We start from the raw sequence: 23,855 nt of genomic DNA, 5'->3' as shown, positions 1-23,855 counted from the left end.
GGTCGTCCCCCAGGGTATCGGGCCCTTCCCCCATCCGGGGACCTGCCTGCTCCTGGTGCGGGTCTGCCGCTGCGCGGAGCTTCTCCCCGCCCCGCCCTTTCACCGTTTCCCGGTGCTCCGCCCCGGACCCCGCGCCTCAATCGCCGGCGGGGCTGGATCTTCCAGCCCCGCCGGCGATTGAGGCGCCCCATCCGGCTACGCCAGGGCCGACGCCACCAGGCCGGCCAGGGCCGTCGCCTCCGCCGGGTCGAGGGGTTTGCCCTCGGGGGTGGTCACGTACAGCGTGTCCACCGCGTTCGCGCCCAGTGTGGAGACGTGCGCGCTGCGGACCCGAACCCCCCGGGACTCCAGCGCCCGGCCGATCCGGTGCAGCAGGCCCACCGCGTCCGGCGCGCGCACCTCCAGGACCGTGGCCAGGGAGGACACGTCCGGAACCACCGTGACCCGGGGCGGCGGCGGGACCACCCCGCGCCGGCGCGGATAGGCTGCCTCGCGGTCGGCAAGCTTCGCCGGGACGTCCAGCGAACCGTCCAGGGCGCGGACCAGGTCGGTACGGAGCCGGGCGGCCTGCGGCAGCGCGCCGTACTCCGCCGCCACCCGCCAGCGCAGTACCAGGACCTCGCCGAGGCGGTCCGGGAGCTCCATGGAGCGCAGGTCGGCCGCCCGTACCGTGAGCCGGTGCAGGGCCAGGACCCCGGCCACCGCCGGGAGGACCCCCGGCTGGTCGGGGACGGCGACGACGAGGTCCACGCCGACCGCGTCGTCCTCCTGGCGGGCCTGGAGCGCCAGGACCGGCTCCCCGGTGCGCAGGGCCTCCATCGCCAGGCGTTCCTGTTCGGTGCTCGGGATCTCCGGTTCTCCGGCCGCCGGGGCCGTGCCGCGCAGTACGGCGGCGACCCGCGCGACGAGGTCCGCCACGAGCGATCCCCGCCACGCGCTCCACGCCGCCGGCCCGGTGGCCAGGGCGTCCGCCTCGGTCAGGGCGTGCAGTATTTCCAGCGTGCCCACCGAGCCGACGGCGTCGGCGACCGCGCGGACCGTGGCCGGGTCGTCCAGGTCGCGCCGGGTGGCGGTGTCGATCAGCAGCAGGTGGTGGCGTACGAGCGCCCCGAGCACGGCGACGTCGTGCGGGTCGAAGCCGACGCGGGCGGCGACGTCGCGGGCGATGGTCTCGCCGGCCACCGAGTGGTCTCCCGGCCAGCCCTTGCCGATGTCGTGCAGGAGCGCGGCCATCAGCAGCAGGTCGGGGCGGCCGACCCGGCGGGTGAGGGAGGAAGCCCGCACCGCCGTCTCGATCAGGTGCCGGTCCACCGTCCAGGTGTGGACGGGATTGCGCTGGGGGCGGCAGCGCACCCGCTCCCAGTCCGGGAGCAACCGGCTGATCAGGCCCTCGGCTTCCAGGGCCTCCCACACGGCCACCATCGGCTCCCCCGCCCCCAGCAGGGTCAGCAGCTGCTCGCGGGCCTCGGCCGGCCAGGGCACCGGCAGCGGTTTCCCCTGCGCCGCGAGCCTGCGTACGGCGTGCAGGGAGACGGGCAGGCCCGCCTGCGCGGCGGCCGCGGCGAACCGCAGGGCGAGTACGGGATCGCGGTCGGGGCGCGCGGCCAGGGCCAGTACGGCCTCGCCGTCGGACTCCACCACGCCTTCGGCCAGGGGTGCCCGCGCGGCGGCCCGGTCCCCGCGGGTGCCGAGCAGTCCGCGCAGCCTGGGGCGGGCGGCGCGCGCCCGCAGAACGCGCCCGACCTCCCGCCAGGTCACGTCACCGGCGTAGGCGACGACGCGCGCGGCCTCGTACACCTCGCGCAGCAGCGCGTCCGCGTCGAGGAGTCCGAGCCGGGCCGCGACCTGGTCCTGTTCCTGGAGGGAGAGCCGGTCGGTGGCCCGGCCGGTGACCAGGTGCAGGGCGTCCCGGGCGTCCAGGAGCCGCCGCCGGGCCTCGGCGAGGCCCTCGCGCGGGGCGTCGGCCAGCCAGGACGCGGCGACCGCCCGCAACGCGGTGGCGTCGCGCAGGCCGCCGCGGGCCTCCTTGAGGTCGGGTTCGAGCAGGAAGCGCAGTTCCCCGGCCCGCTCGGCCCGCTCGCGGCACAGGGAGTGCAGTTCCGGGAGCCTCGTGGCCGCCTGGTTGCGCCAGTCGGCCAGTACGGAGGTGCGCAGGCCGGCGAGGAGTCCGGCGTCGCCGGCGACGGTGCGGGCGTCCAGTAGGCCGAGGTGCACCTTGAGGTCCTCGGCCGCGGTCCGGCGGGCCTCGCCGGGGGTCCGTACCGAGTGGTCGAGGGCGAGGCCGAGGTCCCAGACCGGGTACCAGAGGCGGTCGGCCAGCGCGCCCAGTGCCCGCGGATCGGTCTTGCCGTCGTGCAGCAGCACCAGGTCGAGGTCGCTGCGCGGGGAGAGTTCGGCGCGCCCGTAGCCGCCGACGGCCACCAGCGTGGCGCCGCGGACCCCCGTCTCCCGTACGGCGGTCGTGAACAGGTCGTTCAGCCATGCGTCGGTCAGCCCGGCCAGGGCGGAACGGCGCGAAGGCCCGGACTGCGACTCCTCCTGGAGGAGTCGCAGCCGGGCCGCGGCGTATCCGCTGGCTCCCGGGTCGGCCGTGTGGTCCGTGTTCTCTTCGACGCTCGTCACCCGGGAGCTCCCGTCACCTAGAGCGCGTCAGCGCCGCGCTCGCCGGTGCGGACCCGTACGACCGAGTCCACGGGGACGCTCCACACCTTGCCGTCACCGATCTTTCCGGTGGCCGCCGCGCTGACGATCACCCGGATCAGTTCCTCGGCGTCGGAGTCGTCGACCAGTACCTCGATGCGGATCTTGGGGACGAGGTCGACCTGGTACTCGGCGCCGCGGTAGACCTCGGTGTGGCCGCGCTGGCGGCCGTAGCCGCTGGCCTCGGTGACGGTCAGTCCCTGCACTCCGAAGGCCTGGAGGGCTTCCTTGATCTCGTCCAGCTTGTGCGGCTTGACGATCGCGGTGATCAGCTTCATGCGTCAACCTTCTTGCTCGCGGCGGAGGGGGCGGGTGCGATGGGGGTCCGCGAGGCGGCTCCGCCGCCGGCTCCGCTGAAGTCGTAGGCCGTCTCGGCGTGCTCGACCTGGTCGATACCGGCGACCTCGTCGTCCTCGGACACCCGCATCCCGATCGTCTTGTCGAGGAGGAGGGCGAGGAGCGCCGATGCCACCAGAGAGTAGGCGAGGACGGCGAAGACTCCGACGGCCTGCTTGCCGAGCTGTTCCAGACCGCCGCCGTAGAAGAGGCCGGCCACGTCGGACTGGACCCCGCCGGTGGCGAAGAGGCCGACGAGCAGGGAGCCGACCACGCCGCCGACGAGGTGGACGCCGATCACGTCGAGCGAGTCGTCGTAGCCGAACTTGTACTTGAGGCCGACGGCCATGGCGCAGAGCAGACCGGCGATGACACCGATGGCGATCGCGCCGAGCGGGCTGACCGCACCGCCCGAGGGGGTGATGGCGACGAGGCCGGCGACCGCGCCGGAGGCGGCGCCCAGGGTGGTGAAGGAGCCGTGGCGCAGCTTCTCGTAGCCGAGCCAGGCGAGCATGGCGGCGGCGGTGGCGACCTGGGTGTTGACGAACATGACCGCGCCGACGCCGTCGTCGTTGCCGAGCCAGGAGCCCGCGTTGAAGCCGAACCAGCCGAACCACAGGAGGCCGGCGCCGAGCATCACGAGGGGGAGGCTGTGCGGGCGCATCGGGTCCTTCTTGAAGCCGACGCGCTTGCCGATGACGAGGATCACGCCGAGGGCGGCGGCGCCGGCGTTGATGTGGACGGCGGTGCCGCCCGCGAAGTCGATGACGCCGAGCTCGAAGAGCCAGCCGCCGGCGCCCCAGACCCAGTGGGCGACGGGGAAGTAGACGACGGTGACCCACAGGGCGGTGAACAGGACCCAGGCGCCGAACTTCACTCGGTCGGCCAGGGCACCGCTGATCAGGGCGGGGGTGATGATGGCGAACATCAGCTGGAAGACGGCGAAGACGTAGACCGGGATCGTGTAGCCGTCCCACAGCTCGGTGATCCCGATGCCGCTGAGGCCGACGTAGTCGGAGTTCCAGCCGATGAGGGAGCCGGAGTCGGTGCCGAAGGCGAGGCTGAAGCCGTAGAGGACCCACAGGATCGTGACGATCCCGAGGCTGATGAAGCTCATCATCAGCATGTTGAGGCTGCTCTTGACGCGGACCATGCCTCCGTAGAAGAAGGCGAGTCCCGGGGTCATCAGCATGACCAGGGCGGAGCAGATGAGCATGAACCCGGTGTTCGCGGCAGACAGCGTCGGGGCGTCTGCTGCGAGGGTCGTGATGGCTGATGCCATCGGCGTCTCCTCGTCGTCGGTACGTTCGCGTGCGGGCGATCGTGAAAACCTGAGCGGCGTAAAAGGGGTGTCCGGCCGGGCTGGGGAGGCTGGCCGGTTAATGACCCCGAGATTCGCGCAGGCCGGTTTCCGGCGGCGCCGCTCGGTGTTTCGCGCCCGTGACGAAGAGGGCGGGCGTGTTACGCGTCAATGAACAGGTGGATCACGAAAGCCGGCCGCGGCAGTACCCGGATGTCCTGGCTGGGGGAGCCTGATCGGGCTTCACGGGGTGACTGCCGCGGCCGGGGCCTCGGGGGTGGCCGCGCGGGCCGTCAGACGGCCTCCGCGGCTTCGGGGAGCCGGGAAGCGAGGTGGTCGGTGAGCCGGACCACCTCGGCGACGTCGCCGTACTCACGGGCGGCGGTGTCTACGGTCTTGCGCAGGCGGGTGTTCACCCGTTCGGACCGCACCTTTCCCGCCACGTCGAGGGCCCGGTCGACGAGGGCCACGGCCTGCTCGGGCTCGCGCTGGAGCAGGTGGACGGTGGCCATGCCGATGAGGTTGAGGGCGTAGGAGCGCTGGTGCACCTCGTCCTTCTCGAAGAGTTCGACGGCCCGTTCCATGACGGGCTCGGCGAGGGAGGCGTACATGGGGCTGCGCCCGGCCACATAGGCCAGGTCCCGGTACGAGTGGGAGTTCTCGCCGTACAGCTCGGCCTGGGAGAAGAAGCGGATCCAGTCGGGTTCGGGCTCGCCCGCGAAGCCGACGTCGGAGAAGGTGTCCTCGGCCATCCGCACGGCCCGCTTGCAGCGGCTGGGCTGACCCATGTTGGCGTACGCGCGGGCCTCCATCGCATACAGCATGGCCTGGGTGCGCGGGCCGGCGCAGTCGCGGCTGCCGTACTGCGCGAGGTGGATGAGTTCCAGGGCGTCCTCGGGGCGGCCCAGGTGGATCATCTGGCGGCTCATGCTGGAGAGGATGTACGAGCCGAGCGGCTTGTCGCCGCCCTCCTTGGCGGCGTGCAGGGCGAGCACGAAGTACTTCTGCGCGGTGGGGTGCAGACCGATGTCGTAGCTCATCCAGCCGGCCAGTTCGGCCAGTTCGGCGGCGACCTTGAAGAGCCGCTTCATGACCGGGGCGGGGTGGTTCTCCTGGAGCAGGTCGGTGACCTCGTGGAGCTGGCCCACGACGGCCTTGCGGCGGAGTCCGCCGCCGCACTGGGCGTCCCACTGGCGGAACATGACGGTGGTGGCGTCGAGGAGGTCGAGTTCCGGTGCGGAGAGCCGGGGCGGGCGGTGGCCGCCGAGGGCGCCCGTCGGCCCCGCCCCGCGCGGGCCCGGGTCGGCGGCCGGTGCCGGGACGAGCCAGCGCTGCATGGGCTCGATGAGGGCGGGGCCGGCGGAGAGGGCGAGCGAGGTCCCGAGGAAGCCGCGGCGCGCCAGCATCAGGTCGCTGCGGGAGAACTCGCCGAGCAGTTCGACGGTCTGCGGGCCGGCCCAGGGCAGGTCGACCCCGGAGACGGAGGGGGTCTGGTGGGCGGTGCGCAGGCCGAGCTGCTCGATGGCGACGACGGAGCCGAAGCGCTCGGAGAACAGCTCGGACAGGATGCGCGGGACGGGTTCGCGCGGCTGTTCGCCGTCGAGCCAGCGACGCACCCGGGAGGTGTCCGTGCTGATGTGGTGGGCACCCATCTGGCGCGCCCGGCGGTTGACTTGCCGGGCGAGTTCGCCCTTGGACCAGCCGCTGCGGACGAACCACGAGGTCAGCTGTTCGTTGCGCGCAGCAGCATCCTCGATCGTTCCGCTTGCGCCGTTGCCGCTCACTGGAACGCCCCCATCCGCTCAGCATCTTCCACACGAAACCTTGGCCGGGACGCCGGGCGCCACCATGGACCTTCACAGGTCCTTCACATATTGCCTTCGGCATACCCACGGATGGGTCGCCTTCGGTTTCGCGTACCGAAAGTAATCCTACGATCACCCCTGCGGCGAGGTTGATTCCAGAAACGCCACCATTCGCCACCCCTTCGAATGAACTAGCCACCGGCCAGGCGCGATTCACTTGACACCGAGGTGAAAGCGGATCCGTTGGACTGGAGTGCGCTCGGGGCGCGCGCGGCGAGGAGTGCGCCGGGTGGCATCGGAGAACACCCCGCGGCGGGACGGCGGGCAGAGGTTCCGCCGAGGTCGTCGCACCGGCTTCGTAACCACCGGCACGTCCGACCCGTTGGAGGGGGCATGGGCATGGGCTTCACGATCGGCGGCAGCCGCAGCACCAAGGAGTTCCGCTCCGGCACCCGGCGCCGCGGCCGTACCTCGGAGTGCACGGCGGTGGCGGAGTACACCGGGCTGTGGGGTTGGGACGTGGTCCCCGGCGCCCGCGCTGCGGCCCCCGCCCGCGACTGCTCCTGCGGGGACAGGACGTGCCCCGAACCCGGGGCGCATCCCCTGGCCTTCGCCCCCACGGTCCCGGCCGGGGCCACTCTGGACGAGGTCACCGAGGCCTGGAGCGAGTACCCGGGCGCCGTACTGCTCCCCGTGGGCCGCGTCTTCGACGTCATCGAGGTCTCCGAGGAGGCCGGGCGGCGCGCGCTGGTGCGGCTGGAGCGGATGGGCCTGCCGCTCGGCCCGGTCATCGCTACCGCCGACGGCCGGGCGCAGTTCTTCGTGGCCCCGGGAGCGGCTGTCGAACTGCCGCAGTTGCTGTACCGGATGGGCTGGGACGACGCCGATCTCGACCTGCGGGCCCTGGGCCACGGCGCGTTCGTGACGGCCCCGCCCTCCGACCGCGCCGGGCTCGGTCAGGTCGGCTGGCTGCGGCCGCCCGCGCTCGACTGTGCCGGTGGCCCGCCGCAGGCCAGGCTGCTGCTGGGGACCCTCGCGTACATCTGCCACCGCTTCCGGCGGTAGTCGCGCTCCGGAAGCACACCGGAGCCACGCATGACGGTGCCCCCGCGTTCCGGTGGAACGCGGGGGCACCGGTGTCCGTGCGGGACGGCGGTCAGTCGCCGATCAGGGCGTCCACGAACGCCTCCGGCTCGAAGGGCGCCAGGTCGTCCGGACCCTCGCCGAGGCCGATGAGCTTGACCGGTACGCCCAGTTCGCGCTGGACGGCGACGACGATGCCGCCCTTGGCCGTGCCGTCGAGCTTGGTCAGCACGATGCCGGTGATGTCCACGACCTCGGCGAAGACGCGGGCCTGGGTCAGGCCGTTCTGCCCGGTGGTGGCGTCCAGGACCAGCAGGATCTCGTCCAGCGGACCGTGCTTCTCCACGACGCGCTTGACCTTGCCGAGCTCGTCCATCAGGCCGGTCTTGGTGTGCAGACGGCCCGCGGTGTCGATGAGCACCACGTCGGCGCCCTCGGCGATGCCCTCCTTGACCGCGTCGTAGGCGATCGAGGCCGGGTCACCGCCCTCGGGGCCGCGCACGGTACGGGCGCCGACGCGCTCGCCCCAGGTCTGCAGCTGGTCGGCGGCGGCGGCGCGGAAGGTGTCGGCCGCGCCGAGCACCACGCTGCGGCCGTCGGCGACGAGCACCCGGGCCAGCTTGCCGGTGGTGGTGGTCTTGCCGGTGCCGTTGACACCGACGACCATGATCACGCCCGGGGTGTCCTCGCCGCTCTCCGTCTTCACGACGCGGTCGAAGTCGGTGCCGACCAAGGTCAGCAGCTCCTCCTTGAGCAGGGCGCGCAGGTCCGCCGGGGTTCGGGTGCCGAGCACCTTGACCCGCTCGCGGAGCCGGTCCACGAGCTCCTGGGTCGGCACGACACCGACGTCGGCGACGAGGAGGGTCTCCTCGATCTCCTCCCAGGTGTCCTCGTCGAGGTGCTCCCGGGAGAGCAGCGTGAGCAGCCCCTTGCCGAGGGAGTTCTGCGACCGGGCCAGGCGGGCGCGCAGCCGGATCAGGCGGCCGGCGGTGGGCGCGGGCACCTCGATCTCGGGCGCGGCCGGGGCCGCGGGCACGGGTTCGGCTACCGGTGCCGGGGCCGGAGCTGCGGCCTCCGGGAGTCCGACCTCCTCGATCGTGCGGCGCGGCTCTTCCGCCGTCTCTACGGCGTCCTCCCCCACCTGCGGCTCGGCAGGCGGGGCAGTGATGGTCGGCGTGCTCGGCGGTGCCGGCGGCGGCAGCTGCTTCTTCTTGCGGCTGCTGACCACGAGCCCGCTGATCACACCGACCGCAACCAGGGCGATGACTACAGCAAGGATGAGGATGTCCATAACCCCACCAGTATCGGACACGGCCACCCCGGAGCCGGGAACCTGCGCGCGCGGACCGGGACGTAAGCCGTGGTTTGTGGTTTTAGCAGCAAATCCATGATGATGAACGACTTCCCCTCATAACCTCCCCAACGGAGCAATCGCATGCCTGCCGAGCCCGCCGACGGCGCAGCCGAAACCGCGATCGAGACCCGCGGTCTGGAACCCGTCCCGGACAGCGAGCGCGGCGGCCGGGTCCGCGAGCTCGTACCCACCTGGGTCGCCGCCAACATCAGCGTGCTGCTGCTGACCATGGGCGCGGGTTTGGTGATCTTCAACAAGCTCAACATCTGGCAGGTGCTCGTCGTCGCGGTCGCCGCACCGGTCCTCTCGTACGGGATCGTCGGCCTGATATCCATCGCGGGCAAGCGCGGCGGCGCCCCCGGCATGGCCCTGTCGCGGGCGGTGTTCGGGCAGCGCGGCAACCTCTTCCCGGGCGCCCTGATCTGGGTGGCCCGCTGGGGCTGGGAGACCATCAACGCGGTCAGCGGCGCCTATGCCGTACTGACCGTGCTCGACCTGCTGTTCGGGGTCCGCAGCAGCACCCCGCTCATCGTCGTCACCCTGCTGTTCTTCGTGGGCTGCACCTTCGTGGTCTCGGGCCTCGGCATCAACGCCCTGCGCGTCTGCTCCACGTGGTCGACGTACCTCTTCGGCGCGTTCAGCGTGCTCGTCCTCGGGTACCTGGTCTTCACCACCGACTGGTCCGCCGTCTTCGACAAGCCGGCCGGCTCCAGCGCGATGATGATCGCCGGCATCGGTACGATCGCGGCCGGCGGCATCAGCTGGGTGCCCTCGGGACCCGACTTCACCCGCTACCTGCCGCGCACCGCCTCCTCCAAGGGCATGGTCGGCGCGACGATCGGCGGCGCCGGCGTGGTCGTGCTCCCGATGGTCCTGATGGGCGCGGTGATGGCCGTCGGGACTCCGGACCTGGCCACGGCCCAGGATCCGGTGTCCTTCATCGGCGAGCTGCTCCCGACCTGGATCGCGGTCCCGTACCTGCTCATCGCACTCGTCGGCATGCTGCTGATCAACTCGATGTCGATGTACTCGGCCGGGTTCACCGCGCAGACCCTGGGCATCAAGGTCCCGCGGGCCGCGGCCGTCAGCGTCAATGCGATCATCAGCCTGGTCTTCGGGTTCCTGCTGATGGTGGTCGCCACCAGCTTCTTCGGCTCGTTCATCTCCTTCCTGACCCTGCTGGCCGTGGCGTTCTCCGCCTGGATCGGCGTCTTCGGCGTGGACATGCTGCACCGCACGACCTACGACGGCCCCGCGCTGCTGGACACCACGCGGACCAGCGCCTACTGGTACAAGGGCGGCTTCGCCTGGCAGGCGATGACCGCCTGGGCCCTCGCCCTCGTCGTGGGCCTGCTGTTCACCAAGGTGGACTGGTTCGCCGGACCGCTCGCCTCCACCTGGATCGGAGAGAACGGCCTGGGCTGGGCGGCGGGCATCCTCACCTCGGCCGCGCTGTACGCCGTACTGCCGCGCACGACGCCGGTGGAGCCGGTGGAGGCGGTGGAGCCGGCCGCGGCCGGGGAGCACGAGCCCGCCGGATCCCTGTCCAACTGACGCCACGTCAGCTAACGTCCCCCTTCGCCCGCCCACCCACATCCGGCGAAGGGGGACTCATCCATGCCCATCACCGTGGCCCGGTTCAATCTCGTCGACCCGAACGGCACCCCCGAGTCGCTCTCCGCCCGCTACAAGGCGGCGCTGGAGATGGCCCGGTACGCGGACGACCGCGGGATCGACACCGTCCAGACCGAGGAGCACCACGGCACCGACAACAACTGGCTGCCCTCCCCCTTCGCCTTCGCGGGCGCGGTCTTCGGCGCGACGCGCCGGATCGCGGTCACCGTCTCGGCGATCATCGGCCCGCTGTACGACCCGCTGAAGGTCGCCGAGGACATCGCCGTCCTCGACCTCCTGAGCGGCGGCCGCCTGGTGACGGTGGCGGGCATCGGCTACCGGCCCGAGGAGTACGAGCAGCACGGCGTGGAGTGGGGCCGGCGCGGCCGGCTCCAGGACGAGCTGCTGGAGACCCTGCTGAAGGCGTGGACCGGCGAGCCCTTCGAGTTCCGCGGCCGTACGGTACGGGTCACCCCGACACCGTTCACCCGGCCGCACCCGCTGCTGCTGGTCGGCGGCAGCTCCGAGGCCGCGGCCCGCCGCGCCGCCCGACTGGGGCTGCCCTTCTTCCCCAGCGCGCACCTGCCGGAGCTCGCGGCGTACTACACCGCGCGGCTGGCGGAGTACGGCACGGAGGGCTTCTGCATGATGCCGGCGGCCGAGACCCCGCTGCTGCACGTCGCGGAGGACCCGGACCGGGTCTGGGCGGAGCACGGCGGGCGCTTCCTGCACGAGGCGGGCACGTACGCGTCCTGGCAGTCCAAGGACATCCGCAGCGCCGTACGGTCGACCGCGCGCTCGGTGGCGGAGCTGCGCGCGGAGGGCGTGTACCGCGTCCTCACCCCGGACGAGGCGGTCGCGTACGGCCGGGCCGCGGGCGAGGCGGGGAACCTGGTCCTGCACCCGCTGTGCGGCGGGATGCCGCTGGACGAGGGCTGGCGGAGCCTGCACCTGCTCTGCGAACAGGTACTGCCCCGGCTCAAGGACTGAGCCGGGGCAGCATCGAGGAGAAGGGGCGTTGGCGGGGGTGGTTACCCCATCTCCTCCAGCGCCTTGCCCTTGGTCTCCGGCACCCACTTGAGGATGAACGGGATCGAGAGCAGAGCGAAGAACGTGTAGATCATGTAGGCGCCCGAGAGGTTCCAGTCCGAGAGCGACGGGAACGTGACGGTGATGGCCCAGTTGGCGATCCACTGGGCCGCCGCGGCCACACCGAGGGCGGCGGCGCGGATGCGGCCGGGGAACATCTCGCCCAGCAGCACCCAGACCACCACGCCCCAGGAGAGGGCGAAGAAGAGGACGAAGAGGTTGGCCGCGACCAGGGCGGTGATGCCCTGCGCGTGCGGCAGCGTGATGTCGTCGCCGACCCCGGACTTGTACGAGAACGCCCAGGCCGCCGTCCCCAGCGACAGTGCCATGCCCACGGAGCCGATGAGGGCGAGCGGCTTGCGGCCGAGCCGGTCCACGAAGATCATCGCGATGACCGTACCGATGATGTTCACGACCGAGGTCTCGAACGAGTACAGGAACGAGGAGCTCGCGTCGATGCCGACCGACTGCCACAGCGAGGAGCTGTAGTAGAAGATCACATTGATGCCGACCAGCTGCTGGAAGACGGAGAGGCCGATGCCGACCCAGACGATGGGCAGGAATCCGAAGCGGCCGCCGAGCAGGTCCTTGAAGGTGGACTTCACCTCGGAGCGCATGGAGTGGTCGATCTCGCGGATGCGGGCGTCGGCGTCGATGCCGGAGCCCTCGACCTCGCGCAGGACCTCCTTGGCCTTCTCCGTGCGGCCGACCGATACGAGGAAGCGCGGGGACTCCGGGATGACGAAGGACAGCAGGCCGTAGAGCACGGCCGGCACGACCATCACGCCGAGCATCCACTGCCAGGCCTCGAGTCCGCCGATTTCACCGCGCTGGTCACCGCCCGCGAGGTTAAGGATCGCCCAGTTGACCAGCTGCGAGACGGCGATGCCGATGACGATGGCCGCCTGCTGGAAGGAGGCGAGCCGGCCGCGGTAGGCGGGCGGGGAGACCTCGGCGATGTAGGCGGGGCCGATGACGGAGGCCATGCCGATGCCGAAGCCGCCGATCACCCGCCACATGGCGAGGTCCCAGAGGGCGAACGGGAGGGCCGAACCGATGGCGCTCGCGGTGAACAGGACGGACGCGATCTGCATGCAGCGGATACGGCCGATCCGGTCGGCGAGGCGGCCCGCGGTGGCGGCTCCGATGGCGCAGCCGATCAGCGCCGCAGCGATCACCTGGGCGAGCGCGGCCGAGCCGACGTCGAAGCGGTCGCGGATGGCGACGACCGCGCCGTTGATGACGGAACTGTCGTACCCGAAGAGGAAGCCGCCCATCGCCGCGGCCGCGGCGATGAAGATGACGTGGCCGAGGTGCTCGGGCTGGGGCGAGGATCCGCCGCCCGGCGCCGAGGCCCGCGATGTGCTGCTGGTCAAGGTGTGCTCCGTGGGTTTTTTGTCCGTCCTCACAGTGGCGCACAGTTCAAGATCGGGCACCACTCGAAGCCGGGAGACAGCGGAGTGAGCCTATGCGTTCAGCTTCTGAAGTCAATACTTGGCGTGAAACTCACATGTCCGGGAGATTGCCGCCATTGAATTCACTTCTTGAAAGTGCGGGTCTCAACGCAGCCGCTGGCTGATGACCTTGGAGACCCCGTCCCCCTGCATCGAGACGCCGTAGAGCGCGTCCGCGACCTCCATCGTCCGCTTCTGGTGGGTGATGACGATCAGCTGGGAGCTCTCCTGCAGCTCCTCCATGATCCGGATGAGCCGCTGCAGATTGGTGTCGTCGAGCGCGGCCTCGACCTCGTCCATCACGTAGAACGGGCTGGGGCGCGCCTTGAAGATGGACACCAGCAGGGCCACGGCGGTCAGCGAGCGCTCGCCGCCCGAGAGCAGCGACAGCCGCTTGACCTTCTTGCCCGGCGGACGGGCCTCGACGTCGATGCCGGTGGTGAGCATGTTGTCGGGGTCGGTGAGGATCAGTCGGCCCTCGCCGCCGGGGAACAGGCGCGAGAACACCCCCTCGAACTCCCGGGCCGTATCCCGGTAGGCCTCGGTGAAGACCTGCTCGACGCGCTGGTCGACCTCCTTCACGACTTGAAGGAGATCGGCCCTCGTCTTACGGAGATCCTCCAGCTGCTCGCTGAGGAACTGGTGGCGCTCCTCCAACGCCGCGAACTCCTCCAGCGCGAGCGGGTTGACCTTGCCGAGCTGCTGGTAGGCGCGCTCGGCGGCCTTGAGCCGCTTCTCCTGTTGCGCCCGCACGAAGGGCCCGGGCCGGTTGCGCGGATCCTGTGGGTCCTCCGGCAGCACCTCGCCCTCGGCGGCCGGGGACGGGGGAACCGGCTGGTCGGGGCCGTACTCCGCGACCAGCCCGGCGGCGGCCATGCCGTACTCCTCCAGCGACTTGGCTTCCAGCGCCTCGATGCGCAGCCGCTGCTCGGCCCCGAGCACCTCGCCGCGGTGGACCGAGTCGGTGAGCTTGTCCAGCTCCCCCTTCAGCTCCCGGCCGCGGTTGCGCGCCTCGCCGAGCTCCCGCTCGGCGAGTCCCTTCGCCCGTTCGGCCGCCACCCGCTCCTCATCGGCCCTGCCGAGCGACACCTCCACGTGCGCGAGGAGCTGCCGGGACCCGTCGGCCACCGCGCGGGCCACCTCCGCCTCGTGGCGCAGCCGGGCCCGGCGCCGCTCGGCGCGGGTCCGGGTCTCGCGTTCCGAACGGGCCGCCCGGTCGAGCGAATCCGCCCGTCCGGCCAGCCCCTTGACCCGCTCTTCAAGGGTCCTCAGCTGCAGCCGGGCCTCCATCTCGGTCTGCCGGGCATTGGCGCCGTCGGCCGCGAGCCGGTCCCGCCCGGAACCGTCCGGCTCCTCGTCCACCGGCACCTCCTCGGCGGTCGCGAGCTGCTCCGCGCACTCCTCCACCTCGGCCAGAGCCTGCTCCAGGGCGTCCTGGGCCCGGGCCGCGGCGGCGGCGCTGCGTTCGGCCTCGCCCGCGGCGCCCTTCGCCTGCCCGGCGAGCCGCCCGAGCTGCTGGGCCACCCCGGCCCGGGCCGCTTCCGCGGCGCGCCGCCGCTCGGCGAGCTCGTCCACCAGGGCGACCGCGTCCTGGCGGCGCGTGTGGGCGGCCGCCCGGGCCTCGGTGAGCTCCTCACACCGCACGCCCAACCGGGTCAGCTCGCCCGCGGCCTCGTCGACGGCCGCCTGCACTTCGATCAGGCTGGGCGCCCCGGCGGAGCCGCCGTGCGCGAGGTGCGTCCCGAGCACATCGCCGTCGAGGGTCACGGCCACCGCGTCGGGCCGCTCCGCGACCAGCGCCTCGGCCTCGTCGAGGGTCCCGACCACGACGTGGTCCCGCAGCACCCACTCCACGGCCCGCCGCACCTGCGCGTCCCCGCCGACCAGCCCCGCGGCGGAGACGGGGGCGCTTGCCGGTCCGCCGCCCTCGAGCTGCTCCGGAGTCGATGCCGATGCCGGGGCGGACGCACCCACGTTCGCCGGCAGCTGCGGTGCGCGTGCGTGGGAGGGCAGATCTCCGTCCCGGGAGGGTGCCGGGTGGGGGACCCCGCCCCCGGATCCCGCTCCGCCGGCCCTGTCAGCAGCTTCGGCCGCGGGTCCGGCCGCGGCCTGGCCCGGGAAGGCGGGTGCCACCGGGGCGATCAGCAGGGTGGCGCGGCCCGCGTCCGCCTCGCGGAGGTGGCGGATCGCCTCGGCCGCCGCGCCCGGTGAGGCCACCGCCAGCGCGTCCGCGGCCGAGCCCAGTGCGGCGGCGACGGCGACCTCATAGCCCGGGGTCACCGACAGCCGCTGCGCCGCTGGTCCCAGCAGCCCCGCCAGCCGCTCCCGCGCCGCGAGCAGTGCGCCCGTACCGTCCTTGCGGCGCAGTCCCAGCGCCAGGGCGTCCCGGCGCGCCGAGACGGCCGCCCGGGAGCGTTCCGCCCCGGACAGCTCCTCCCGGGCAGCGGACAGTTCCGCCTCCGCCCGCGCCAGCCCCTCCCGTGCGCTCTCGTGGTCCGTGTCGGCCGACGGGTCGTCGAGCCCGCCGACCTCCTCGGCCAGCGCCTCGTACTCTTCCTGCGCGGCGGCGGCCCGGGTCTGCGCCGCGTCCCTCGCCGCGACGAGCCGGTCGATCTCGGCCTGCGCCGCTCCCGCACGGGAGCGGGCCGCGCCCAGCCGCCCGGTCAGCCGGGCCAGTCCCTCGCGCCGGTCGGCGACGGCCCGCGCGGCGTCCCGCAGTCGGCGTTCCTCCTCGGCCAGCGCCCGCTCCAGCTCCGCCCGGTGCTCGGCCGTGTCCTCCAGCGCCCGCGAGGCCGCTTCCAGAGCCGCCGTCAGTTCCGCCTCCTGCTCGCGGATCCGTGCGGCCTCCCGCTCCAACTCCTCGGGGTCGCGGCCGCGCCGTTCCTCCTCGGCCGGCGCCGAGGCGCTCTTGACCCGCGCGTCCGCCAAGGAGGCGGTCCCCCGGACGCGTTCGGCGAGCTGCGACAGCTCGTACCAGGTCTGCTGCGCCCGCTGCAGCCGCGGCACGAGCTCCCGTACCGCCTCCTCCAGCTCCGCCTCGCGCCGCACGGCGCCCGCGAGCTGGGCCTCGGCGGCCTCCTTGCGCTCCTTGAGCGCCGCCTCGTCCGCGATCTCGGCGTCGAGGGCGCGCCGCAGTACGACCAGGTCGTCGGCGAGCAGCCGCAGCCGCGCGTCGCGCAGGTCCGCCTGGATCACGGCCGCGCGCCGGGCGACCGCCGCCTGCCGTCCCAGGGGCTTGAGCTGGCGCCGCAGCTCGTCGCCCAGGTCCTGGACGCGCGCGAGATTGGCCTGCATCGCGTCCAGCTTCCGCAGCGCCTTCTCCTTGCGCTTGCGGTGCTTGAGCACGCCGGCCGCCTCCTCGATGAAGGCGCGGCGGCCCATGGGATCGGCGTGCAGTACGGAGTCCAGCTGGCCCTGCCCGACGATGACGTGCATCTCGCGGCCGATGCCGGAGTCGGAGAGCAGTTCCTGGATGTCGAGCAGGCGGCAGGTGTCGCCGTTGATCTGGTATTCGCTGCTGCCGCCGCGGAACATGATCCGGGTGATGGTGACTTCGGCGTAGTCGATGGGCAGCGCGCCGTCGGAGTTGTCGATCGTCAGGGACACCTCCGCCCGTCCGAGCGGCGGACGCCCGGTGGTCCCGGCGAAGATGACGTCTTCCATCTTCCCGCCGCGCAGGGACTTGGCCCCCTGTTCCCCCATGACCCAGGACAGCGCGTCCACCACATTGGACTTGCCGGAACCGTTCGGGCCCACGACGCAGGTGATTCCGGGCTCGAAGCGCAGGGTGGTGACGGACGCGAAGGATTTGAAGCCACGCAGGGTCAGGGACTTGAGGTGCACGCCGCCGGACTCTACCTTTCGCGTTCGGTTTCACCCATGAAGGTCGTGGGCACGACTGACGCCAATGGGATCAGGCCCCCCACCTGGCCCTGTGGTCCGTGGCGCAACGGTCGGGGAACGCGGGCGGGGAACGCGGGCGGGGAAAGGGGGCGGGGAAAGGGGACGGGGAAAGAAAGAAGGGACGCCGAAGCGTCCCTTGCAGATCATGCGGGGCTGGAGTCGAGCGACGAGTGGAGCGCGGGTCAGGTGAGCGCAGGCTCCGCCTGGGGTACGTCGATGTCGATGCTGCCGAGCAGCGAGTCTCCGTCGTGCTGAGCGGCGGCCGCGTTCAGCGCGTCATTTTCGGACTGAATCCGTACGAGCTCGGACTCGAGGTCCTGGACGCGCTGCTGAAGCCGTCGCATCTCGGCGAGGAGTCGCGGGTCGGAACCGCCGACGTAACCGAGAAGCGCCTTTGCCATGATGGATGGTCCTCCACACTGAGTGACCGACCGAAGCGGTGTGGGTCGTGAGGGAATCGCACCCGCGGATGTCCGGCAGCGACTGACAGTCACTGCGCTTACTACTGCCAACACTGCCAAACAGCTCAGGTGCGCGGGGCTTCCAGCGTCTCACCAAAAAGTTTGACGGTCAACACGATCACGCCCCGTATCGGCGGGCGCCCCGGTCCCCGCAAGGGTCGTGGAGATCATCCTTACCTTCGAGCCTTCCACGTATCTCCTCCGTCGGCAACGCGTCGATGACGAATCCGCAGTTCCGGCCGTGTGCGGACGATCAGAGATGTGATGAGTGCATGATCAGTCGATCGGTCATCGCATCCCGAATCCGTCGTAGCCACCGCGCGGTGTGCCCCAGATCTCTGTCACTCCGTCCACCCGGCCGGGCGTGTCGGAGGAGCGCAACCAGTCGAGCAGCCGGTGGCAATTCTCACGTTGACCTTCGGCGACCACCTGCACTCGCCCGTCGTCGAGGTTGAGCGCGAAGCCGACGACCCCGCCGATCTCCAAGGCGTTCTCCCTGGTGAACCAGCGGAAGCCCACTCCCTGCACACGGCCCCGCACCCAGGCGGTCAGACGGACGTCTTCGTTCATGCGTGAACGCTAACCGGGCGAGCACTTTCGGGACACATCGCCCCCCTGGCCCCATGGCGTACAGTCGCGCAGCAATGAACTCACCCATTTGGGTGGGTAAGGGATGATCTTCACCCGGCAAGGAAGGCACGCTCCGATGGGCCGTCACCGTCTCCCCGCCGCGCCGCACAACGGCGGCAAGCGCGGCACCGCCCTGCGCACCGGCCTGCTGGGCGTTTCGGTGGCCGTCGCCCTCGGCACCGCGGCCGTCACCACCGGCATGGTGCCGGTCGGCGGCTCGTTCCCCTACGTGGGTGTCAGCGGTACGGATGCCCCCGCCCCGGAAGCCAGGGCCAAGGCCTCGACCGACCCCGACACGGCGCTGCACCAGCAGAACGGCCTCGTGAACCTGTCCGGCCGCACCTCCGCCGGCACCGGATCGGGCAGCCCGTCCCCGAAGCCGTCGATCCCGACCTCCCCGTCGGCGTCCGCTTCCCCGAGCGCCTCGCCGAGCGGCTCCCCGAGCGCCTCCCCCTCTCCGTCGGCGACGCCGTCCGCCGCACCGAGCTCTTCCCCGTCGGCGACGCCGGCCCCGTCCACCAAGGCCCCGTCCGCGAAGGCCCCGCGCACGAGCCCGGCCGCGCCCGCCGTGCCGGCCGCGCCGACGGCCCCGGCACCCACCACGAGCCGGGCCCCGGCACCGGCGCCGTCGAAGTCGACGACCCACGAGCCCCGCCCGCCGCTGGACGGCCACTCCGCGGAGGAGGCCGCCGTCGTCGACCTGGTGAACCAGGAGCGCGCGCTGGCCGGGTGCGGCCCGGTCCGGGCCAATCCGCCGCTCGCGTCGTTGGCCGGAGCCTTCAGCCTGGACATGGCCACCCGGGGCTTCTTCAGTCACGAGGACCCCGAAGGCAACACTCCGTGGGACCGCGCCACCAAGGCCGGCATCTCGGGCCTCGGCGGCGAGAACATAGCCCGCGGCCAGGGCGACGCCGAGGCCGCGATGAAGGCCTGGATGAACAGCCCGGACCACAAGGCGAACATCCTCAACTGCGAGTTCCGCACCCTGGGCGTCGGTGTCCACGTCGCTGCCGGCGGCCCCTGGTGGACCCAGGACTTCGGCTTCTGAGTCGAGCCCGCGGGGCTCAGACCGCGGCGGCCGCCAGGGCCGCGCGGCCCGCGATGACGATGCGGGTCTGCTCGGTGACGCGGCGGCCGAGGTGCTCGGCGGTCGCGATGTCGGCCTTGTGGACCGCGTCCGCGCCCTCGTCGGAGTTGGTCTGGGCGGCGGCGCCGGCGAAGAAGCCGAGACGGTTCAGGTCGTTCTCGGAGGCCGTGCTGGAGTTCCAGCCCGGCTTCAGACCCAGGTTGACCCAGCTCATGCCGTGCTGCGCGGCCAGGATCTGGAAGAACTGCAGGGTGTGCAGCTTGTCGCCGCTCTTGGACGCGGAGTTCGTGAAGCCGGCCGCCAGCTTGTCCTGCCACGTGTCGCCGAACCAGCGCTTCGAGGAGGCCTCGGCGAAGACGTGGAAGGCGCCGGAGGCGGTGCCCATGTACGTCGGGGATCCGAAGACGATCGCGTCGGAGGCGTCGAGCAGCTCCCACTGGGCGTCGTCGATCTCGTCGACCTTGATCAGGTGAACGGTCGCCCCGGCTTCCGCGGCGCCGCTGCGAACCGCCTCGGCGACGACGGCGGTGTGGCCGTAGCCGGAGTGGTAGGCGATCGAGACGACGGGGGTGTGCGTGATTGCGGACAAGGCTGATCTCTCCCTCGGGAAAACTCTCGTCGCGGCACAGGGCGTGGTGCGACGAGAGAAAGAAAACCACTAACTTTTAGAAAGCGCAACCCTCGAGTTAGCGCTGCCGGGGAGTACGCTGATCCGCATGGAGAACCCCGCCTGTACCGAAGCCGCCGAGATGGAGCAACCGTTCGACGTCTTCGCGCGCGCCTGCCCGTCCCGGGAAACGCTCGAACACGTCACCGGCCGCTGGGGCAGCCTCACCGTGGGCGCCCTGCGCGAAGGCCCTTGCCGCTTCAACGAGCTGCGCCGCCGGGTGGAGGGCGTGAGCGAGAAGATGCTCTCCCAGACCCTGCACGCACTGGAGCGCGACGGCATCGTCCACCGCGAGGCGCAGCCCACGAACCCGCCGCGCGTCGACTACGAACTGACCCCCCTCGGCGTCGAGGTCGCGGACCGGCTGCTCGCGCTCATCCACTGCCTGGAGGGGAACATGCCGGCGGTACTGGGTGCCCGGCAGTCCTACGACGCCACGCGCGGCGGCCGCTGACAGCGCGGGCAGAAGTAGCTCGACCGGTTCATCCACGGCCGGCGCCGTATCGGCGTGCCGCAGCGCCGGCAGGGTTCGTCCTCGCGCCCGTAGGCATCGAGCGAACGGTCGAAGTAGCCCGACTCCCCGTTCACGTTGACGTAGAGGCTGTCGAAGCTGGTGCCACCGACCGCGAGGGCGGCGTTCATGACGTCCCGGGCATGGCCGAGGAGTTCCGCGCTCCGCGGGCGCGTGAGCCCCGAGGTCGGGCGTTCGTAGTGCAGCTTGGCGCGCCACAGCGCCTCGTCCGCGTAGATGTTGCCGACCCCGCTGATGAGGGACTGGTCCAGTAGCGCCCGCTTGACGGTGGTCCGCTTGGCGCGCAGCGCGAGGTGGTAGGCGCCCTCGTCGAACAACGGGTCCAGGGGGTCGCGCGCGATGTGCGCGATCACGTCGGGCAGTCCGTCGGTGCTGTCGGCGGCTACCTCGTGCAGCGAGAGGCCGCCGAAGGTCCGCTGGTCCACGAAGCGCAGCTCCGTCCCGGCGTCGTCGAAGCGCACCCGGATCCGCAGGTGCTTCTCGTCGGGGGCGTCCTGCGGCTGCACCAGCAGCTGCCCGCTCATCCCGAGGTGCCCGAGCACGGACAGGTCGCGGCCCTCCAGCGGCAGCCACAGGTACTTCCCGCGCCGCTGCGCCACCCCGAAGGTCTCCCCGCACAGGCGCGCCGCGAAGTCGGCCCCGCCGCCCGGATGGCGCCGGACGGCCCGCGGATGCAGGATCTCGACGGCCTCGACGGTCCGCCCCGCCACCCAGCGCTCCAGCCCCCGCCGCACGACTTCGACTTCGGGCAACTCGGGCACGGGGCACCTCCGGTGGGAGTGGATCTGACGCTCCCGGCGAGCGTACCGGCCGCCGGAAACGACAACCGCCCGCCCCTGCGAGGCAGGAGCGGGCGGGTACGTCCCGAAGGAAGGGTCAGGCGTCCGGTGCCGAGTCGGCGGGCGACGGCACCCCGCCGTTCTCGTTCCCGGCCGCAGCCGGGACCCCGGCCGGACCGGCGGTCGCGGCGGCCGCCGCAGCCGCGGTCCGCTCGTCCGCGGCGGCACGGATTCCGCGCCATGCGGACTCCGCGGCCTGCTGTTCCGCTTCCTTCTTGCTGCGGCCGGTGCCGGTGCCGTACGAGACACCACCGACGCGAGCGGCAGCAGTGAAGGTCTTCTCGTGGTCCGGACCGGTCTCGGAGACCAGGTACTCGGGCACGCCAAGGCCTTCGGCCGCCGTGAGTTCCTGGAGACTGGTCTTCCAGTCCAGGCCGGCCCCGAGGTTCGAGGACTTCTCGATGAGCGGGTCGAAGAGCCGGTGGACCAGCTCCGAGGCCGCGTCGAGGCCCTGATCGAGATAGACCGCGCCGATCACCGCTTCAAGGGTGTCGGCGAGGATGGAGGCCTTGTCCCGGCCTCCCGTGCCCTCTTCGCCCCGGCCGAGCCGGATGAAGGAGCCGAGTTCGAGGCCGCGTCCGACCTCCGCCAGTGCGCGCGAGTTGACCACCGCGGCCCGAAGCTTGGCCAGCTGGCCTTCGGGGAGATCCGGGTGGGTCGTGTACAGCGTGTCCGTGACCACCAGGCCCAGCACGGAGTCCCCGAGGAACTCCAGGCGTTCGTTGGTGGGCAGACCGCCGTTCTCGTACGCGTACGAGCGGTGGGTCAGCGCACGCACCAGAAGGGCGGACTCGAGTTGATACCCGAGCCGCCCTTCTAGAAGCGTGTGGGACGAGGCCGCGTTGTTACTGTCTGCCTGCTTCTCAGCGTTGGACAGCTCAGACATTGCGCCTCTCACCAGCCGCTCAGACCTCGAGGACCTGGCGCTTGTTGTAGGTGCCGCAGCTCGGGCACGCAATGTGCTGGAGCTTCGGCTCCTGGCAACGCTCGCACGAAACCAGGGTGGGGACCGCAGCCTTCCACTGCGACCGGCGGTGGCGCGTGTTGCTGCGCGACATCTTCCGCTTCGGAACAGCCACGGCTACTTCTCCTGCTTCTCGGCGGCGCCCTGAACTCCGTCAGAGGCAGTGCCGCTCATGTTGTCCTTCTCGCCGTCCTGATCGGTCACGACGAGTCCTTGCAATGCCGCCCAACGGATGTCGACGGCGTCATGGTGGTGGTCCGGGTCGTCGTTCAGGCTGAGCCCGCAATCGGGGCACAGTCCGAGACAGTCCTCCCGGCACACCGGCTGCATGGGCAGTGCGAGCACCACCACATCCCGCAGCACGGGTTCGAGGTCGAACAAACCGTCCTCGAGGAAGAGCGTGTCCTCGTCGTCCTCGGCGTCGTCGGCCGGTTCCGCCTCGGAGCGGCTCCGGTCGTCGGCGTCAGGGTACGAGAACATCTCCTGGAAGTCCGCCTTGAGCTCGCGCTCGACGGACTCCAGACACCTTACGCACTCCCCCACGGCCGATGCACGGGCGGTGCCTGTGACAAGCACCCCTTCCATGACCGACTCCAGGCGGAGGTTGAGCTTCACCGGGGCGCCTTCCGGCACTCCGATGACGCCGACGAGACCGAAGTCCGCCGGTGCCGCGATCTCACGGGACAGCCGCTGCATGGCACCAGGACGCCGGCCCAGCTCGTGCGTGTCGAACACGAGGGGGTTGCGGTGGTCGAGGCGGGTATTCAGGGCCGTTCCTGCTTTCACAGATCGCTGAAGATCAAAGATTCCGCCGCACTAGGGCAGCATGGATCGCGGTGCATACGCGCGACCGAACAGCCAGGATACCCGCAGCGGCGCCCAGCGCCCAATCCGGCCCTAGCGCCCCTGTTCGTACTGGCGCAGCTGGTCCAGGTTGATCATGCTCGTGTCGAAGAGGCTGGTCTCGTCGAGCGAGGGCTGCTGGGCCTGGGCCTGGGCCTGGGGTTGGTACGCGGCATAGGGGTCGGGCTGCTGCGCGTCGTAGTGCGCGGCGTAGGCCGCTCCGCCGGAGCCGCCGCCCGCGGTGGAGTACGGGTCCGGCTGCTGCTGGTAGCCGCCGTACGGGTCCTGGTAGGCGTAGGCGTCCTGCTGCTGGGTGGCGGGCTGGGCGGGCTGCTGGTAGCCGTACGTGTCGTACACGGGCTCCGCCTGCGCCGGGATCGGCGCCTGCGCGCGCAGCGGCTCCGGCTCCGCCAGGCCCGCCAGGAAGTCCGAGTCGCTCGCCGAGCGGGATTGCGGTCCGCCCACCGCGTCCTGGGCGGCCATGTGCACGCCCAGGTCGTCCGTCGGGACCCGACCCAGGAGCTTCTGCCGGCCGCGGCCCACGGCCTCCAGGGTCTTGGAGAGCACCGCCTCGAAGGTCGCCAGCTTGGTGTCCACGTAGGCGTCCGCCTGCTGTCGCTGCGTCTCGGGGTCGTGGCTGCGCTCGGGCGCCTCCATGTCCGGGTAGCCGTGCTCGTCCAGCCCCGGGCCGCGGCCCAGGAGCTTCTCCCGACCCCGGTCCACCGAACCGATGGTCTTGGCCAGCACGACTTCGAAGTTCGCGAGCTTGCTGTCGACGTAGTCGTCGGCCTCGGCCCGGATCTCCTCGGCCTCCCGGCGGGCCTCCTCCAGGATCCGGTCCGCCTCGGCCTGCGAGCGCCGCGCGACTTCGGTGTCGGAGATCAGCGAACCGCGCTGGTTGTGGGCCGCGTCGATGATCCGCCCCGCCTCCCGGCGGGCCTCCTCGACCATCTGCTCGCGGCCGCCGATGAGCTCCTGGGCCTGTGCGAGCGAGCCGGGCAGCGCCTGGCGCACCTCTTCGAGCTGCTCCAGGAGCTCGGCGCGGTTGATCACGCAGGAGGCCGACATGGGCATGGACCGGGCGCCGCCGACGGCCGCGACGATCTCGTCGAGCTTCTTCTGCACGTCCATGGGGGCTCGCACTCTCTCGGCCTCAGGCGGTTCCTGAGACGGACGGGACGACTGTACGGCCAC

The 23,855-nt window shown here is 71.6% G+C and carries 20 protein-coding genes; 5 read left to right on the top strand and 15 right to left on the bottom strand.

The window, feature by feature from the left end; translation table 11 throughout:
* Positions 1-195: 195 nt before the first annotated feature.
* From ACIQK6_RS16855 to ACIQK6_RS16840, 4 genes are all read right to left on the bottom strand, one after another.
* Positions 196-2,622: a [protein-PII] uridylyltransferase gene (locus ACIQK6_RS16855; RefSeq protein ID WP_329098836.1), complete on the bottom strand. Its 2,427-nt coding sequence runs from the start codon at positions 2,620-2,622 to the stop codon at positions 196-198.
* Positions 2,623-2,639: 17 nt separating this feature from the next.
* Positions 2,640-2,978 (bottom strand): P-II family nitrogen regulator, encoded by a 339-nt coding sequence (locus ACIQK6_RS16850; RefSeq protein WP_030009357.1) that lies wholly within the window; start codon positions 2,976-2,978, stop codon positions 2,640-2,642.
* Complete coding sequence (locus ACIQK6_RS16845) at positions 2,975-4,318, bottom strand: ammonium transporter (RefSeq protein WP_329098837.1); 1,344 nt, start codon at positions 4,316-4,318, stop codon at positions 2,975-2,977. The genes ACIQK6_RS16850 and ACIQK6_RS16845 overlap by 4 nt, the downstream gene beginning before the upstream one ends.
* Positions 4,319-4,629: 311 nt before the next feature.
* Positions 4,630-6,120 carry a hypothetical protein gene (locus tag ACIQK6_RS16840; RefSeq protein WP_402695003.1) on the bottom strand — a complete coding sequence of 497 codons (1,491 nt, stop codon included), beginning with the start codon at positions 6,118-6,120 and terminating at the stop codon, positions 4,630-4,632.
* A 420-nt stretch (positions 6,121-6,540) separates the two neighbouring features.
* Between ACIQK6_RS16840 and ACIQK6_RS16835 the strand changes: the two genes are divergently transcribed.
* Complete coding sequence (locus ACIQK6_RS16835) at positions 6,541-7,206, top strand: bifunctional DNA primase/polymerase (protein ID WP_329098838.1); 666 nt, start codon at positions 6,541-6,543, stop codon at positions 7,204-7,206.
* Positions 7,207-7,297: 91 nt separating this feature from the next.
* Here the strand turns inward: ACIQK6_RS16835 and ftsY are convergent, their stop codons facing one another.
* Positions 7,298-8,515 carry a signal recognition particle-docking protein FtsY gene (ftsY, locus tag ACIQK6_RS16830; protein WP_329098839.1) on the bottom strand — a complete coding sequence of 406 codons (1,218 nt, stop codon included), beginning with the start codon at positions 8,513-8,515 and terminating at the stop codon, positions 7,298-7,300.
* 144 nt (positions 8,516-8,659) lie between these two features.
* Here ftsY and ACIQK6_RS16825 point away from each other — a divergent pair, with 144 nt between their 5' ends.
* Both ACIQK6_RS16825 and ACIQK6_RS16820 read left to right on the top strand, forming a co-directional pair.
* A complete protein-coding gene (locus tag ACIQK6_RS16825; RefSeq protein ID WP_329098840.1) occupies positions 8,660-10,132 on the top strand; it encodes a cytosine permease in 1,473 nt (490 codons plus the stop codon).
* A 63-nt stretch (positions 10,133-10,195) separates the two neighbouring features.
* Positions 10,196-11,182, top strand: a complete 987-nt coding sequence (locus ACIQK6_RS16820; RefSeq protein WP_329098841.1) for an LLM class flavin-dependent oxidoreductase — start codon at positions 10,196-10,198, stop codon at positions 11,180-11,182.
* Between the two features lie 41 nt (positions 11,183-11,223).
* Here the strand turns inward: ACIQK6_RS16820 and ACIQK6_RS16815 are convergent, their stop codons facing one another.
* The 4 genes from ACIQK6_RS16815 to ACIQK6_RS16800 all read right to left on the bottom strand — a co-directional run bounded on the left by ACIQK6_RS16815 (position 11,224) and on the right by ACIQK6_RS16800 (position 17,669).
* Complete coding sequence (locus ACIQK6_RS16815) at positions 11,224-12,657, bottom strand: sugar porter family MFS transporter (RefSeq protein ID WP_329098842.1); 1,434 nt, start codon at positions 12,655-12,657, stop codon at positions 11,224-11,226.
* A gap of 183 nt (positions 12,658-12,840) precedes the next feature.
* Positions 12,841-16,578 carry an AAA family ATPase gene (locus ACIQK6_RS16810; RefSeq protein ID WP_402695002.1) on the bottom strand — a complete coding sequence of 1,246 codons (3,738 nt, stop codon included), beginning with the start codon at positions 16,576-16,578 and terminating at the stop codon, positions 12,841-12,843.
* A gap of 242 nt (positions 16,579-16,820) precedes the next feature.
* Complete coding sequence (locus ACIQK6_RS16805) at positions 16,821-17,039, bottom strand: hypothetical protein (protein ID WP_030012524.1); 219 nt, start codon at positions 17,037-17,039, stop codon at positions 16,821-16,823.
* A gap of 348 nt (positions 17,040-17,387) precedes the next feature.
* Entirely contained in the window at positions 17,388-17,669 is a 282-nt protein-coding gene (locus ACIQK6_RS16800) for an acylphosphatase (RefSeq protein ID WP_030012523.1), read from the bottom strand.
* 136 nt (positions 17,670-17,805) lie between these two features.
* Between ACIQK6_RS16800 and ACIQK6_RS16795 the strand changes: the two genes are divergently transcribed.
* On the top strand, positions 17,806-18,777 hold the full coding sequence (locus ACIQK6_RS16795; protein ID WP_402695001.1) for a CAP domain-containing protein: 972 nt from the start codon (positions 17,806-17,808) through the stop codon (positions 18,775-18,777).
* Between the two features lie 16 nt (positions 18,778-18,793).
* Here ACIQK6_RS16795 and ACIQK6_RS16790 read toward each other — a convergent pair whose 3' ends face one another.
* The gene (locus ACIQK6_RS16790; RefSeq protein WP_329098845.1) at positions 18,794-19,405 is read right to left on the bottom strand and encodes a flavodoxin family protein; all 612 of its coding nucleotides are present in this window, start codon (positions 19,403-19,405) and stop codon (positions 18,794-18,796) included.
* Positions 19,406-19,532: 127 nt separating this feature from the next.
* Between ACIQK6_RS16790 and ACIQK6_RS16785 the strand changes: the two genes are divergently transcribed.
* On the top strand, positions 19,533-19,937 hold the full coding sequence (locus tag ACIQK6_RS16785; protein WP_329098846.1) for a helix-turn-helix domain-containing protein: 405 nt from the start codon (positions 19,533-19,535) through the stop codon (positions 19,935-19,937).
* Here ACIQK6_RS16785 and mutM read toward each other — a convergent pair.
* The 5 genes from mutM to ACIQK6_RS16760 all read right to left on the bottom strand — a co-directional run bounded on the left by mutM (position 19,910) and on the right by ACIQK6_RS16760 (position 23,792).
* The gene (gene mutM / locus ACIQK6_RS16780) at positions 19,910-20,776 is read right to left on the bottom strand and encodes a bifunctional DNA-formamidopyrimidine glycosylase/DNA-(apurinic or apyrimidinic site) lyase (RefSeq protein ID WP_329098847.1); all 867 of its coding nucleotides are present in this window, start codon (positions 20,774-20,776) and stop codon (positions 19,910-19,912) included. The genes ACIQK6_RS16785 and mutM overlap by 28 nt on opposite strands.
* Before the next feature lie 115 nt (positions 20,777-20,891).
* Positions 20,892-21,740, bottom strand: a complete 849-nt coding sequence (gene rnc, locus ACIQK6_RS16775) for a ribonuclease III (RefSeq protein WP_329098848.1) — start codon at positions 21,738-21,740, stop codon at positions 20,892-20,894.
* Between the two features lie 19 nt (positions 21,741-21,759).
* The gene (rpmF, locus tag ACIQK6_RS16770) at positions 21,760-21,933 is read right to left on the bottom strand and encodes a 50S ribosomal protein L32 (protein WP_003965982.1); all 174 of its coding nucleotides are present in this window, start codon (positions 21,931-21,933) and stop codon (positions 21,760-21,762) included.
* Positions 21,934-21,935: 2 nt separating this feature from the next.
* The gene (locus ACIQK6_RS16765; RefSeq protein ID WP_402695000.1) at positions 21,936-22,604 is read right to left on the bottom strand and encodes a YceD family protein; all 669 of its coding nucleotides are present in this window, start codon (positions 22,602-22,604) and stop codon (positions 21,936-21,938) included.
* Between the two features lie 111 nt (positions 22,605-22,715).
* Positions 22,716-23,792, bottom strand: a complete 1,077-nt coding sequence (locus ACIQK6_RS16760) for a cell division initiation protein (RefSeq protein ID WP_402694999.1) — start codon at positions 23,790-23,792, stop codon at positions 22,716-22,718.
* Positions 23,793-23,855: the final 63 nt, after the last annotated feature.

Source organism: Streptomyces sp. NPDC091682, from assembly GCF_044756625.1.
In the GTDB taxonomy this organism is placed as follows: domain Bacteria; phylum Actinomycetota; class Actinomycetes; order Streptomycetales; family Streptomycetaceae; genus Streptomyces.
Note: the sequence above shows the minus strand (reverse complement) of the source record. Positions and strands in the feature narration are given on the sequence as shown.